This is a genomic window from Arthrobacter luteolus NBRC 107841, from assembly GCF_001552075.1.
Taxonomy (GTDB): Bacteria; Actinomycetota; Actinomycetes; order Actinomycetales; family Micrococcaceae; genus Arthrobacter_B; species Arthrobacter_B luteolus.
Genome location: NZ_BCQM01000018.1, coordinates 14,812 through 28,706, shown reverse-complemented (window position 1 = coordinate 28,706; position 13,895 = coordinate 14,812). Strand labels below are relative to the sequence as shown.

14 protein-coding genes are annotated in these 13,895 nt (G+C 63.2%); 9 read left to right on the top strand and 5 right to left on the bottom strand.

The window, feature by feature from the left end; translation table 11 throughout:
• Positions 1 to 814 precede the first annotated feature (814 nt).
• Positions 815 to 1,258: a hypothetical protein gene (locus tag AL3_RS17320; protein WP_157075282.1), complete on the top strand. Its 444-nt coding sequence runs from the start codon at positions 815 to 817 to the stop codon at positions 1,256 to 1,258.
• Between the two features lie 134 nt (positions 1,259 to 1,392).
• Here the strand turns inward: AL3_RS17320 and AL3_RS17315 are convergent, their stop codons facing one another.
• The 5 genes from AL3_RS17315 to AL3_RS17295 form a co-directional block, all read right to left on the bottom strand.
• Positions 1,393 to 1,599: a hypothetical protein gene (locus tag AL3_RS17315; protein ID WP_066303441.1), complete on the bottom strand. Its 207-nt coding sequence runs from the start codon at positions 1,597 to 1,599 to the stop codon at positions 1,393 to 1,395.
• A 112-nt stretch (positions 1,600 to 1,711) separates the two neighbouring features.
• Positions 1,712 to 3,148 (bottom strand): chromosome partitioning protein ParA, encoded by a 1,437-nt coding sequence (locus AL3_RS17310; protein WP_066303440.1) that lies wholly within the window; start codon positions 3,146 to 3,148, stop codon positions 1,712 to 1,714.
• Between the two features lie 14 nt (positions 3,149 to 3,162).
• Positions 3,163 to 4,227 (bottom strand): M23 family metallopeptidase, encoded by a 1,065-nt coding sequence (locus AL3_RS17305; protein WP_066303437.1) that lies wholly within the window; start codon positions 4,225 to 4,227, stop codon positions 3,163 to 3,165.
• A gap of 2 nt (positions 4,228 to 4,229) precedes the next feature.
• A complete protein-coding gene (locus AL3_RS18600) occupies positions 4,230 to 4,514 on the bottom strand; it encodes a hypothetical protein (protein WP_157075281.1) in 285 nt (94 codons plus the stop codon).
• Between the two features lie 262 nt (positions 4,515 to 4,776).
• Entirely contained in the window at positions 4,777 to 5,061 is a 285-nt protein-coding gene (locus tag AL3_RS17295; RefSeq protein ID WP_066303433.1) for a helix-turn-helix domain-containing protein, read from the bottom strand.
• A gap of 198 nt (positions 5,062 to 5,259) precedes the next feature.
• Between AL3_RS17295 and AL3_RS19140 the strand changes: the two genes are divergently transcribed.
• Genes AL3_RS19140 through AL3_RS17265 form a run of 8 tightly spaced genes read left to right on the top strand, consistent with a single transcriptional unit; the run spans position 5,260 to position 13,823 of the window.
• Complete coding sequence (locus tag AL3_RS19140; protein ID WP_083521873.1) at positions 5,260 to 5,820, top strand: DUF6668 family protein; 561 nt, start codon at positions 5,260 to 5,262, stop codon at positions 5,818 to 5,820.
• A 10-nt stretch (positions 5,821 to 5,830) separates the two neighbouring features.
• Positions 5,831 to 6,130 carry a hypothetical protein gene (locus tag AL3_RS17290; protein WP_066303432.1) on the top strand — a complete coding sequence of 100 codons (300 nt, stop codon included), beginning with the start codon at positions 5,831 to 5,833 and terminating at the stop codon, positions 6,128 to 6,130.
• 13 nt (positions 6,131 to 6,143) lie between these two features.
• On the top strand, positions 6,144 to 6,890 hold the full coding sequence (locus tag AL3_RS18230) for a DUF8175 domain-containg protein (protein ID WP_083521872.1): 747 nt from the start codon (positions 6,144 to 6,146) through the stop codon (positions 6,888 to 6,890).
• Between the two features lie 5 nt (positions 6,891 to 6,895).
• Positions 6,896 to 8,536: a TrbL/VirB6 family protein gene (locus tag AL3_RS17285; protein ID WP_066303431.1), complete on the top strand. Its 1,641-nt coding sequence runs from the start codon at positions 6,896 to 6,898 to the stop codon at positions 8,534 to 8,536.
• Positions 8,523 to 10,034 (top strand): SCO6880 family protein, encoded by a 1,512-nt coding sequence (locus AL3_RS17280; RefSeq protein WP_174522156.1) that lies wholly within the window; start codon positions 8,523 to 8,525, stop codon positions 10,032 to 10,034. Before AL3_RS17285 ends, AL3_RS17280 begins: the two co-directional genes overlap by 14 nt.
• On the top strand, positions 10,031 to 11,593 hold the full coding sequence (locus AL3_RS17275; protein WP_066303429.1) for a putative type IV secretion/conjugal transfer ATPase: 1,563 nt from the start codon (positions 10,031 to 10,033) through the stop codon (positions 11,591 to 11,593). Before AL3_RS17280 ends, AL3_RS17275 begins: the two co-directional genes overlap by 4 nt.
• Entirely contained in the window at positions 11,590 to 13,377 is a 1,788-nt protein-coding gene (locus AL3_RS17270; RefSeq protein WP_066303427.1) for a type IV secretory system conjugative DNA transfer family protein, read from the top strand. Before AL3_RS17275 ends, AL3_RS17270 begins: the two co-directional genes overlap by 4 nt.
• Positions 13,374 to 13,823, top strand: coding sequence for a DUF4913 domain-containing protein (locus tag AL3_RS17265; protein WP_083521871.1), 450 nt, complete (start codon positions 13,374 to 13,376; stop codon positions 13,821 to 13,823). Before AL3_RS17270 ends, AL3_RS17265 begins: the two co-directional genes overlap by 4 nt.
• Positions 13,824 to 13,895 lie beyond the last annotated feature (72 nt).

The following is a 13,895-nucleotide window of genomic DNA, read 5'->3' as shown; positions in this document are numbered from 1 at the left end:
GGATTTGTGCCAATGCTCTGATCTTGGCGGGGGAGTCCCCGGCCTGACGGAGCTTGGTCCGCTCAGCATGCTGTTCCAACATGTGCCGGCGTTCCAGTTCCTGTTCGCGTCGACGTGCGGCAGCTGCGGCAGCGGCTTGCTGGTCTTTGGAGCGCAGGGGCTCGCCTTCCGAGGTACGCCACGCAGTGAGTCGGTGCTTGAGCCACCCCCGGATTCGCGCAGATTCCCTAGTGAGGGGAGCGCCGCTGTGCGGCCACTGAGTGCCATCAGGACGCCAGTCCAAGGCGTGAAGGATGTCAGCGACTGTCCAACCTGCCAGGAAGAAGTCACGGCAGCAGCTGGCCACGTCTTTTATTGACAGACACCGCAGCACAAACGATCGATACCAGATCTCGGAGGCGGCCGCCTGCCGCTGTATTTTGCGGCTTGTCGTCCGGTGAGCTGGCCATCGTATTTCCGGACGCCATGGAACGGGGGGAGTGTCTGCGCCGCTTGCGGCGCCTTGAGTGGGTAGGCGTGGCGGAGCCACGTCCGAAGGAGACTCGTTTTCGCGCGCGCGTGTGTGGGTTAAGTCTTTTTCTTTATGGTGAGAACCGCCTAGGGCGGGAGGGGTGGCATTTATATCCACAGCTGGTTTCTCTTCCCGGTGGAGCAGGGCAAGCGGGGAGGGGATGCACAGGACGTACACGGCTGCTTCGTTGATCTTCTCTCCGTCTGGCCCTGGCGCTGCGTACCGGGCCTGCCGGCCGCCGGCAACGCGTCCAAGCAGGCCCCATGCTTCGAATTCTGCGAGGTACCGGGCAATGGTTCGCCGGTGGCAGCCAACGGCCTCGGCAATGGAATCCCAGCCGGGGCGGCAGGTCATGGTCTCGTAGTCGGTTCTGGCGATGAGATAGGCCATCGTCCGCAGACGGTTTCGCTGTCCGTCGGCGCGCATCCGGCGGACAGCCAGCAGGTTCCTGAGGTGCGCGGTGACCTGGTTTCCGTGTGCTGCCCGGAGACTGCCCTTGGGTACGGCGGCGCGGACGACCTCTCTGGAGGTCTCGGCGCTGCGGTTGACCCGGCGGGTGGACCGGCGGGGGACTGGTCCCAGGACGCCGCCGTCAAGGGGGACACCGGTGCGCTTGTGGCCCTCGGGGACACAGACGAGCTCAGCACGGACGGATCTCCGGCGTCCCGCACCAAAATGTGTGGGGTCTGTGTGCTGGGCAGACGCGCCGAGCGCGTCGACTTCACATGCAGAAGAAGCCTTGTGTAGACTTACGGGCATAGCAGAAGGACCCTCCTAGAGGGTGTAGCTGTAAGAGCCCTTCACCCGGAGCCGGCAAGCAAACGGGGTGGAGAGCTTTCGATTTCTAGTTAGAAGGCCCGCCTAGTGCGGGCCTTCTGCTTTTAAGAAGCTCGCTGGATAGGCAACGCCTGCGGCAGCTCCTTTCGGTCGAACCAGGTGGGAAGGCCGTCTGAAGTCATCTCGACCTTCACCTGCTGAAGAATGATTTCCATGGCTTCACTAGCTGAGATGCCGGCGTTCTTGGCAATCTCGAAGACCAGGTCTTTGCAGCCTGGTGGAACGGACGTCACAAGCTGGACGTTCGCCATCGCTGTTCCTCTTTTGCGCCGCACTGCTGTAGCCATAAGTCAAACTTAGCCTTAGGGCTAACTCCTGATCTGTATTCCGCGGGGCGTGTCGGAGTCGACGTGCAGTTTTCACCTAAAACCCTCTGGCCACAGCAGCCGCAGCCGCGAGCCATGCCCGCTGCGTGGCCAGCTGCAGGGAGTCGTAGCGGATGGGTCCGTTGACCAGGGCAGGGTCGTAGGGGATCCGGACGACCGAGCGGACGTGGGGCGCGAACCCGTCTGCGATTCGCTGTGCCTCTGCCTTGGCACGCTTCAGGGCCTCTCCGCTCATGCTGCGTTTGGAATCAGTTGATTCAGAAACGATGACCACGGCGTTCGCTGCGAGCTCGGCGTCGTGGCCACCGCGGGATTCGAGGGTTTGGAGGGTCAGGCGTGCTGCTTCTGCGCGGTCCTCGATTGCGGTCACAGGCACTACGAGCTGGTCCGTGTGGTGGATCATGCGCCGCCAGTTCGCTGCTCTGGCCGTATTGCCTGAGTCCATGACGATAAGCCGGTAGTAGCGGGTGAGCACCTGGTGGGCGATGTCCACTTCTTCGGCTGTTACTTCGTGGTCTCCTTCTTCGTTCTCGTCGGAGCGCAGGACGTCGAACTTGTCTGAGGTCTGGTGATGGACGAAGCGCGCGATTTCGGCTGCGTTGGTACTGGGGGAGAGGAGCGTCTGGGAGGAGTCAATGAGGTCCAGGACGCTGTTGCTGTGGCCGCCTTGCTCGGTGCGCCAGCCTAGGGTTCCCTGGGATTCGTTGTTGTCCCAGGCCACGGTGGCGGCTCCGCTGTAGCGGGCCAGGATCGCGGAGAGCATGACGACGGTGGGTGTTTTGTTGGCTCCGCCCTTGCGGTTGACGACGGCGACGGTGCGGGGGCCGGGCCAGTGCTGGCTGACGGTGCGGATGTCTTCGCGTTCAGCGAGTTCTTCTGCTGAGGGTTCCATGCGGAAGCCGAGCCGGCTGAGGGTTCCTCGCCAGCCCTGGGTTGCAGGCTCCAGGACAGGAGCGCTTACCAGGAATGAGGTGTCTTTCAGGCTCCTCCGTGTCTGCTGTGCGGGCTCTGCGGGTGCTTCGGCAGCGGGAGCCGTTTCTGTCTTCGTCGGGCCTGCGGCGGGCTGTTCCATAGCTTGTGACCGCTTTCTTTCCGGTGTGGGTTCGGTGTCTTTCCGGGCCGGTATCTGCGAAGAGGTGATGACGTCAGCGGGGGCAGCCGGTGTGGTTTTCCGGCGCCGGGGAGTCTTTTCCTTGCCCGGTTCCTGGGCGGCGTGGTTTGGGTCGGCTTCTTCTACAGTTCCGTCGGGGTGGATGATCAGCGGCCATTCGCCGTCAGGATCGCTCATGGCTGCCCGCAGATTGCGGCCGAGCTTCGCTGCCGCGCCGGCGACTATCTCCACGGCTGCTGCGCGGGCGGCTGAAAGGTCGGCGGTCTGGATGGGATGGATGCTGCCGCCGATTCTGACTTCGCCGGTTCCGTCTTCCTTGATGATGGCTTCCACTTTGGGCCACTCTGCTGGTGCGGTGCTCATGTGAACTCCTTCGGTTAGTAGGTGATACCGACTTCGGCGAGGAATGAGGCTGGGTCGACGGGGTTGCCGCTGACATGGACCTCAAAATGCAGATGGCAGGCGGTGCTCATCCCGGAACTGCCCACCCGGGCGATCATTTGTCCGGCTTCGACCTTGTCTCCGACCTCAACGAGGATGCCGTTGGAGTACATGTGGACGTACCAGGTGACCACGCCTCCGCCGTGGTCGACCTCGACGATCCAACCGCCGCTCAGGTCTTGGAAGACCTGGCTGACGGTGCCGGCCTGCGCGGCCCAGATGGGGCCTTCGCAGCCGCCGGCTTCCAGGTCGATGCCGTAGTGGAAAGCGGGTGTGGGTCCTGCGGGGGTGTTGATGACCCCGCGGGGCCCATATCCGCCGTTGAGCGGTCCGGCTCCGGGCTTTGCCCATCCGTTGAGGTTGACTTCTCCGGGGACGGTCTCGCCTCCGGCGCAGACGTTGTTGCCGTTGCCTTCCTTCAGTCCGGTGTCCGTGCCGGCAAGGTACTCGACCACTTCCACGGCGGGGTCCCAGAATTGGGCGTAGTGGTAGGGGTCGGCGTTGCGCTGGATGCGGTTGGCGACAATGGTCGGTTCGAGGGAGTCTCTGGCCTCGATTTTTATCAGGGCTTTGAAGTAGTTGGTGGACGATATGTACGGGTCCATCCGGTCCTCGTAGGAACCCCAGGCACCGTTATCGCGCTGCTGGAAGAGGCCTCGTGAATCGGGGCCGGCGGCATCCCCGCGGTCGAGGATGCTCAGTGAGGATTCGCCCATTGCGGTCATGACGCCGATGGTTTGGTCCCGAACGCCGAGCTGGAGATCTTTACCTGCCTGAACGATGTGTGCGGCGTTCACCAGCTGGTCGTGGTTGTATCCGGCGATGGTGGTGTTCGGCACCGTCTCCGGGTCGATGCTGACCCCTGTCTCGCTTCCGGGTGCCGGGTTGCAGTCTGCCAGGGCCTCTTGTCCGCCAAAAAGCATGAGGCTGAAGACTGTTCCAAAGACGAGCACGGGAACGGCAAGTATTGCCGCAATCCCGCTCGAACTTGTCCCGGCCATAGTTAGTTGCTCGTCTCCGGAGGGCTGATGCGGCTGACGAGCCAGGGGGACCCCGCGTCGGAGCGGTTCAGGATGAGGCGGTAAATACCTGCGTCCGTGGGAACGTCCACGTAGCCCACGTAGGCGCTCGACTCGTCCGTCAGGCTGCCCGGTCCCGTAATCGCTGTGGCCGGAATGTTGGCGGGGTCCACGTAGGCATAGTCCTGGGCGGCCTGCTCGTTCAGGAGGGGCTCCAGCTCCGCCCACCAGGTGTCCTCTTCCAACGATGGCCTGGCGAAGGCTGTCATTGCCTTCTCGGCAGCCGCAACGACAGAACTACGTGATTCTGCGTCCCACGTGGGAACGGCTATGGGCGTAACCTTCTCCCCAGTGTGATCGTCGACATATCCGGATGGGGGCGGAGTGAATTGATTCAGGTCAGGCATCGTTGCAGATGCGGAGGGCGTGTTTTCGGAAGGTTCTTCTCCGGGACTGTCTTGGTTCCCCGCGCAGCCGGTCAATGCAAGGATGCAGATCAGAGCGGTAGTGCGCAGAGGGAACCTGTTCATGTCAGTCCTCTTCGTCGTCTTTGCCGTGAGCCCTGCGGGTAGGTGAGTTAGCCCCGAGCCTCATGGTCTCTTTGAGCTCGTCCCGAATGACGCGCCAGGTGTTGCCGATCTTGTAGCCCGGAATCACCCCGTCTCTGAGCCAGGAGTACGTGTTCTGCCGGCTGATGTTCAGCAGCAGTGCCACCTCATCAACGCTCAGAGTCTCGGGGCGGTCAGCGAAGAGCGCGTCGAGGCCTTCGGTTCCCCTGGCGCTGTTCACTGCCGTTTCCCATGTGCTGAGCTGCATGCGGCGATCCTAAACGAATCAGCACAAAACAAACATAGGTAGCTAGAAAAAGATATAAGCCGCATACCGTTGCTTCCTTCCGCTATAGACGCCTAGTGTGTGGGGCACATAGGCTCCTACACCTTATTAGTAAGGATTCGTGTCGTGTCGTCTACGCGTAACCCGTGGCTCTCTCGACCAGACTCGGTTGAGATTCAGATGCCAGAGGTGCTAGAGGGACAGTTGCCACCTGCAACTGGCCCTCAAACGCCCCAAAGCGGAGTTCCGGCGCCCGCCGCCGATAGCCTTCTGCCTGTCAGAGAGCGAACCGCCTCTGCCAGCTTGTGGTGGCTGGGAACCCACGGCGGCGCAGGCGAATCCAGCCTGGCCTCATTGATATACGGTTCGGCGGAAGCCGGGCACAGCTGGCCGCGTCCCGCTGACGGAGGACCGGCCAACGTCGTTTTGGTGGCTCGCACCAGCATGGCCGGGCTGAGGTCTGCGCAGGCAGCAGCAACCCAATGGGCAGCCGGCAGGGCGGGCGAGGCGAATGTTCTTGGCCTGGTTCTCGTGGCGGATGCCCCTGGAAAGCTCCCTCGTCCATTGCGCGACTTCGCCCGACTTATCAGTGGGGGAGTACCGCGCACCTGGTCGATCCCCTGGATCGAAGCATGGCGCATGGGTGAAGCTCCCACCTCAGATATACCGCGTGACCTCCGACGACTCATCGACGATTTGAACCGCCTCACCCGAACCGCTGCCTCGGCACCGGATAAATGAAAGGAACGCCATGAGCGTGCTGATAACCACCCTCGCCTCTGCCGGCGATCTGCTGACCCTGCTCCCGGCCCAGGTCCCGAACCCGGATCCGCTCCAGCCTCCCGGAACGGAAGGATTCAACAGCGTGATGAGCTGGGGCAAATGGGTCGCACTGGCTGTCTGTGTTCTCGGTCTGTTCGCAGCGGGGGCACTGATGGCCATTCAGTCCCGGCGCGGTGAAGGCGGTGAACACGTAGGAAAGATCGGCATGTCGCTCGGCGGCGTGATCGTCATTTCGGCGGCCGGTGCCCTGGTCGGATTCCTGGCCTAGGTAAGGGGCGAAGATGGCTTCAGACGATGACAACCAGCAGAGCCCATTCGCAAAGCCGGGATTCCTGATCTCCGCGGTAGTCGTGGTTTTGGTCGTCGTGGCGGGCGTGTTTCTGGGCATCATGAACGCGACCAGGGACGACCCCGAATCCGACGCAGCCACGCCCGCACCTTCGAGCGCAACATCATCACCGACCACTGAACCGGTTGATATGCCCTCCGGAGACAGCGTCTGCGACCTTGCGGGGGAGTCCCTCTCAGGAACAGTCGCTACGGCGCCGGACGCTGTATGGGCGTACGAAGAGACGACGGCGTATCCCACTTCACCGGAGTTCGGCCCTGGCGAAACGAACGCGGAGTCGGTTCGGTACTGTTTCCAGCGGTCTCCTGAAGGGGCTCTCTTCGCAGCAGCCAACGGCTTGGTTCAGGGATCTGGAACAGGATCCGTCGCATGGGCCAACTACTTCTTGGCGGATGATGCGGCGAATCGTGATGCACTCTTAGACACCGTTGGTACAAGTAATTCACCGGATAGTCGACTCAGCATTGTGGGCTTTAAGGTTCTCAACTACGACGGAACCTCGGCCAGGATCGACCTTGCCGCCCGGGGAACGGCGTCAAGTGGCGCCGTTTACGTTTCCGTGGTCTATGACCTGGTCTGGGAAGACGGTGACTGGAAGCTCTCTCCACAAGACCTATCCAATCCACTTCGAATCGCACAGATACCGGATATAGCCGGATATGTGGCGTGGAGGGAATGATGTAGATGGCTGGGTGCGAGTGGAACGACGTCGACTGTTGGACGGGCGAATGGGCTAAGAATGCCCTCGGCGGGGCAATCGAAGACATGGCCCAGGCGGTCATGGGTGCTGTCACAAACACCATCGCTTCGCTCGGGACCATGTGGGTCAACATCGGAACCCCGAACCTGACTGGTACCGGCGGAGGGTCCTCTATAGAAGCCGGGAGTTCCGCTCCTGATGCCGGAAACATCACCACTGTGCTGGGCTATGTGACATGGATTAGTCTCGGTATCGCTGTTCTGTCCCTCTTCATCCTCGGCGCACTCATCGCGACCCGAATGCGGGCAGGAGAAGGCATCGCTGCGGTCGGCAAGATTGGCCTACTCCTCGCGTCGGTGGTCCTGATTTCTTCGGCAAGCGCGTTGATAGCTGGCCTGATGCCCTCCGGCCCATCCAATGCATCCGGCGCTGTCCTGTTTCTGCAGTCCGGCCTCTGGTGGTACATGGGAGCCGCCGCAGTGGTCTCCGTCATTATCGGCGGGGCAAGAATGGCGTGGGAACAGCGCGCTGAACCCGGGCGCGACACGGTAAAAGGTTTGCTGACACTGGTGATCGTTGCAGGCGCGGGAACCACCATGGTGGGCCTGCTCGTGGCAGCGGCCGACTCGTTCTCCACATGGATCCTCAACGCTTCTCTGGACTGCGATGTCTCAACCCCAGGGTCTGCCTGTTTCGAGACAAATGTGACCACCATGCTCTCTCTCACTACAGCAGCGGCAGATGGTCTCGGACCACTGCTGATTATCATCCTGGGGCTTATTGCCGTCTTGAGCTCTGCGTTTCAGATTGTCCTGATGGTCGCCCGTGGCGGAATGCTGGTAATCCTGACCGGCATCCTTCCGTTGTCCGCCTCGTTCACAAACACCGAAATGGGCAAGAACTGGTTCAAGAAATGCATCGGCTGGCTGATCGCCTTCATCCTCTACAAACCGGCTGCGGCGATCGTGTACGCAACCGCGTTTCAGCTTGTGGGAACGAACGTCTTTTCGGACGACGGAACTGGTTTGCTGGCCATCCTCACTGGTCTGATGCTCATGCTCATCGCACTGTTCGCGCTGCCGGCACTCATGCGGTTTGTGACGCCCATGGTTGGTGCCATGGCTGGTGGCGCGGGAGGAGCGCTGGCACTTGGAGCTCTCGCCGCGCTTCCTTCCGGTGCGGCGGCCCTGGGGCGCTTGGGCGCCGGTAATTCCGGATCGTCCAGCGCCCAGACATCGAACAACGGCGGTGACGGTCCTACCGGGCCAAGCGGTCCCACAGGTGGCGACGGCGGTGGAAACAATGCAGCCCAGGGCGGGCAGAGCACAGGTCCTCAAGGCGGATCGAATTCCGGCGGCGGTCCCGCGCCCGCAAACAGCACATCGGGAACGAGTGCCGCATCCAGCGGCGGCAGCAGCGGTGCAGCATCTGGTGGTGGCGGCGCCGGAGCCGCGGCAGGCGGAGGCGCGGCAGCAGGCGGCGGAGCAGCAGCCGGCGCCGCAGCCGGGCCTGTCGGCATTGCCGCCGGCGTAGCACTTCAGGCAGGACAAAAAGCCGGGCAGGCAGCACAGAGTCTCGGAGAGGACGCAACAGGAGAAGGAGGCGGCCCGGATGGCAGTCGCTGACATGAACAACAGACCACCCCGCACATACGGGAACTGGCGTCGCCCATCCTCCGCCGGGATCCTCGGTTTAGGCTCTGTCGGAACCGCCATGCTGCTCGGCGGCCTCGTTCTCGTCGTCATGATGGTGATGATCCGAGGACTCCTCGAAGCAGTCATCCTCGCCGGCATCCTGGGTGTGGCCATGCTCGCCGTGCTGGCTAAGGACTCGCACGGCAAGAATGTGCTCAGCCGCGGCGGTGCCCGCCTGGCATGGTGGACAGCCCGGTCTAGGGGTTCAAACGTTTACCGCTCCGGCCCTCTGGGTAGGGCATTGTGGGGCACCTACCAGCTTCCGGGGCTAGCCGCCCCGATCCGCTTGAGTGAACACACGGACTCCTACGGCCGTCCGTTCGCCCTTCTCTATACGCCGGCCACGTCGTCGTACTCCGTGGTGATCGGCACAGAGCCTGACGGTGCGGCTCTGGTGGATCAGGAGCAGATCGATATATGGGTCGCGGACTGGGGACACTGGCTGGCAAACCTGGGCGATGAGCCCGGCGTAGAAGCGGCCTCGGTGACGCTGGAAACCGCTCCCGATTCAGGGACCAGGCTCCGGCGGGAAGTTGCCCTGAATATCGATGACGATGCGCCGGCTTTCGCACGCGAAATGCTCGCTGAGGTCGTCGGACGGTATCCCTCCGGGTCTTCCACCATCAAGGCTTTCGTCTCCATTACCTTCAGCGCTTCACAGCGATCCGGCGGGAAGAAGCGTCAGGCAGAAGAAATGGGCCGTGAACTCGCTGCCCGGATCCCGGGTCTTACCGCCGGGCTTCAGGCCACCGGTGCCGGTGCCGCCCACCCTCTGTCTGCACAGGAACTCTGCGAAGTGATTCGCGTGTCTTATGACCCTGCTGCGGCTGTTCTCATTGACGAGGCCCACGCCGCTGGACAGACCCCGGATATTTCCTGGCCGGATGTGGGGCCGTCAGCGGCTCAGGGGTATTGGAACGGTTACCGGCATGACTCGGCTTACTCCTGCACTTGGGCCATGACTTCCGCCCCTCGGGGAAATGTACAAAGCGGCGTGCTGGCGCGCCTTCTTGCTCCTCACCGGGACATCGCCCGGAAACGCGTGACCCTGCTCTACCGGCCGCTGGATGCTGCGAAAGCCGCGGCGATCGTAGAAGCAGACCTGCGTTCAGCGGAGTTCCGGGTGACGTCCACGAGCAAGCCTGCTGCCCGGGACACTCTGGCTGTCCGTGCAGCCGCTGCTACTGCCAGTGAAGAAGCCTCCGGTGCCGGTCTGGTGCAGTTCGGTTTGCTGGTCACCGCGACGGTCACTGACCTCACTAGGGAAGCCGATGCGCGGGCGGCCGTCGATAACCTCGCCGCGACTGCGCGGCTGAGGCTGCGGCCGGTGTACGGGTCTCAGGATTCTGCCTTCGCGGCGGCTCTTCCCCTGGGCCTGGTGCTGCCCAAACACATCAAGGTTCCCACTGAACTGAGGGAGAAGCTGTGAGCGGCAAGAAAGAGAAGAAGCCCCGGGCGGAGTCCCGCGCGGAAAAGGCCAAAAGCCGGGAGGTTAAGCCACAGCGTCCGCCAATGCGCGGCTGGTTGGGCAGGGGCCGTGGAACATCAACCTACGTCCAGCAGGCCGATGAATGGCGTGGCACCACTGTCCAGGTCTGCGGTATGTGGCCCTTTGCCATCGGCACAGGAACACCCATGGTGGGGGTCCCGCTGGGCCGCCACATTCATACCGGCGCAACGCTGTGCTGCGACCCGATCTCCTGGTTTCAGCGCGCCAAACTGATCAGCAATCCGAGCGCTTTCATCCTCGGGAAGCCCGGGCTCGGGAAGTCCACGCTCGTCCGGCGCATGGCAACGGGCCTGGCTGGCTACGGGGTCATGCCTCTGGTGCTGGGGGATCTGAAGCCGGACTACGTCGACCTGATCGAAGCGATGGGCGGACAGATCATCACCCTCGGCCGGGGGCGCGGTTATCTGAATGTTCTTGACCCGGGCGAGGCAACCCAAGCCGCTGAACGTCTACGGGCGGCAGGGCACGAGAAAGAGGCATCTCAGGTCATTGCGGATGCCCATGGCCGGCGGCACACCATGGTTTCGGCCCTGCTCACGATTCTGCGTTCCGCACCGCCAAACGACCGTGAAGAAACCATCATCGACCGGGCTCTGAAGTGGCTGGATGAACACCACGAGGGCATCCCCGTCCTCGGAGACCTCCTCAGAGTGATCCAGCTCGGCCCCGCTGAAGTTCGAGCCGTTGCCTTGGACCGTGGGGACGACACCCGCTACAAGACCATTACCGAAGGTCTGGAAGCATCCCTGATCGGTTTGGTCGGCGGCGGCCGCCTGGGTGAGACCTTCTCACGTCAGACCACCAACCCGATGCGGCGGGATGCCCCGGTCGTTTACGACGTATCGGCCATCGACGATTCCGAAATGGACCTTCAGGCCGCAGCGCTGCTGGCTTGCTGGTCTGCAGGGTTTGGCACCGTCAATGTTGCCAATGCCCTCGCCGACGCGGGGTTGGAACCGCGCAGGCACTACTTCGTGATTCTTGATGAACTCTGGCGGGCCCTCCGTGCCGGACGCGGCATGGTCGACCGGGTGGATGCCCTGACGCGGCTCAATCGGCAGCGCGGGGTTGGCATGGCGATGATCTCCCACACCATGAGTGATCTTCAGGCCCTGGCCAGCCAGGAAGACCGGATGAAAGCCCGCGGATTCGTTGAACGTTCCGGCATGGTGATCTGCGGCGGTCTGCCCTCCGCGGAGATGCCCCTGCTCACCGCAGCGGTTCCGTTCTCACAGGCCGAGCAGTCCCTGCTGATCGGCTGGCAGGATCCCCCGGCCTGGGACCCTTCAACCGGAAGGGAGGCCGAGCCGCCTGGGCGGGGGAAGTTCCTGGTCAAAGTCGGTGGTCGGCCGGGGATACCGGTCGATGTGCAGCTGACGGCGGTCGAGGCCTCAATCAATGACACCAACAAACTCTGGCATGACCAGTCCCGTGTCGGCCGGCGTGCCCGCCGGCTGATTGAGGAGGCAGAGCTGTGAGCACACCCAACAACCGCCGCCGCGATCCCGGCGGGATCGGTGCAGAAGCCGCCCTGGTCTGGACGGCCGTCCTCATCGTCCTCACCGGAGCCGGGTCAATCTACGCAGCCATGCACCTGGGGCACCGCTTCGCGGACACCGGCCAAACACTCCCCACGGACCCTTTCGAGCTGGTCTTCGGGCTCATCGGAGGAGAGCTGCCATGGCCCGGGGAGGCCGGCTGGTGGGTACTCGGGGCAGTAGCAGCCGCCGGGCTTCTCGTGGCCATTCTGGTCCTGGTCCTGCTCGGCCGGCTGCGGAAGGCCCGGACCCGTGTCGACCGGGCAGCGAGCTTCATGGGACGGGGAAAAGACGTCGAGAGCCTCACCCGCAAAAGCGCACAGGCCACCGCCAAACGACTCGGGGTTGAAGAATCCCCCGGCGTTCCTATTGGCCGCACCGTCAGCGGAGGCCAGCCGCTGTATGGGTCCTGGGAAGACATGCACATCGATATCTGGGGTCCCCGCACCGGCAAGACCACCAGCCGTGCTGTGCCGGCCATCCTGGCCGCTCCCGGCCCGGTGCTCGTCACCTCCAACAAACGCGACGTCGTGGACGCCACCCGCAATGTCCGCGCCGAAACCGGACCGGTGTGGGTCTTTGACCCACAGTCCATTGCCCTGGAAGAACCGACCTGGTGGTGGAACCCGCTCAGCTATGTCACCGATGAAGTCCGCGCACAAAAACTCGCCGAACACTTCGCCGCCGGTTCCCGTGATCCCGGGGCAAAAACCGATGCGTACTTCGACCCTGCCGGCCAGGACCTGCTCGCCGGACTGCTGCTAGCAGCTGCGCTGGATCAGCGGTCCATCACCGACGTTTACACCTGGCTGACCCGGCCCATGGACCACACCGCAGCGGACATCCTCCGGCTCAACGACTTTGATCTGCTGGCAGACCAGGTTGATGGCGTAGTGGACGCCCCGGACAAACAGCGAGCCGGCATTTTCGGCACCGCCCAGCAGATGGCTTCCTGCCTGACGAACAGGCAGGTCTCGACCTGGGTAACTCCGCGCAGCTCCGCAGATTCCCGTCCCCAGTTCGATCCCGTGGCGTTCATCCGCAACGGAGGCACGCTCTACAGCCTGTCCAAAGAAGGCCGCGGAACGGCCGGGCCCCTGGTCACCGCACTGACGGTGGCCGTGGTTGAAGCCGCCGAGGAACAGGCGGTGCGCTCCGCTGGCGGCCGTCTGGCCACGCCGCTGCTGGGCGTGCTCGATGAGGCGGCCAACGTGTGCCGCTGGCGAGAGCTCCCCAACCTCTACAGCCACTACGGCTCCCGCGGAATCGTCCTCATGACCATCCTGCAAAGCTGGTCACAGGGGGTGGAGGTCTGGGGTGAGGCCGGCATGAAGAAGCTCTGGAGCGCATCGAACGTAAAGGTCTACGGCGGCGGCGTATCCGAAGCTGCGTTCTTGGAAGATCTGACCAGGATTATCGGGGACTACGACCGGCTCTCCTCCTCAACGTCTCATGGGAAGGGACACCGCACGGTCTCCCAGCAGCTGCACCGTGAACGGATCCTCGACGTCGCTGATCTGGCCGCTTTGCCCAAAGGCCGTGCCGTCGTCATGGCTTCCGGGAACCGTCCCACCCTCATCCGCACGCAGCCCTGGATGACCGGTCCGCACGCGGATCAGGTTCGGGCTTCCATAGCTGCCCACGATCCTCAGGCTGAACGAACCATCAGAGAAGCCGAGACGGCGACAGCTGCTGTTTCCGCCAACACAGGAGGTGCCCAGTGACCGACTGGGGTGTGGACGAATATGCTCCTCCCGAACTGCAGCCTGATGGTTCAGGGCCAGCTGGACAGGACACACCGGCGGAGCCCACCCTGTACTTCGGTAGTGTCGACGAATTCGTGCGCGAGTATCTCCGAAACGCCTACCGCCGCAGGATCGACGGAAAAGCCCGGATCTGGGCTGCACGCTGGTGGGAATACGACGAAGCAGTCATCCGCCTCGAAGCCCTCTGGCGTTCCTGGGAGCACCTGCGCCAGGACCCGAGCACCGGCATGAGCGTCTGGTGGCGGGACCACGCCGATCACCACATGTCCGTGCTGATGGACCCGCAGGGACCCTTCTACGCGGCGGACGCCGCCAGCAGGGAAAACCAAGAGACGAAGGGGGGACCGTTGCCCTACGCGGCCCCTCCCTCCGGCCTCTTTCCTGACGTGCGCTGGCCGGACTAGTCCGGCCGCGGGCTCCCTTGCTCAGTCCTTCTTGCGCTTCCCTTTGGACTTTCCATTCATGGTGAACTTCGC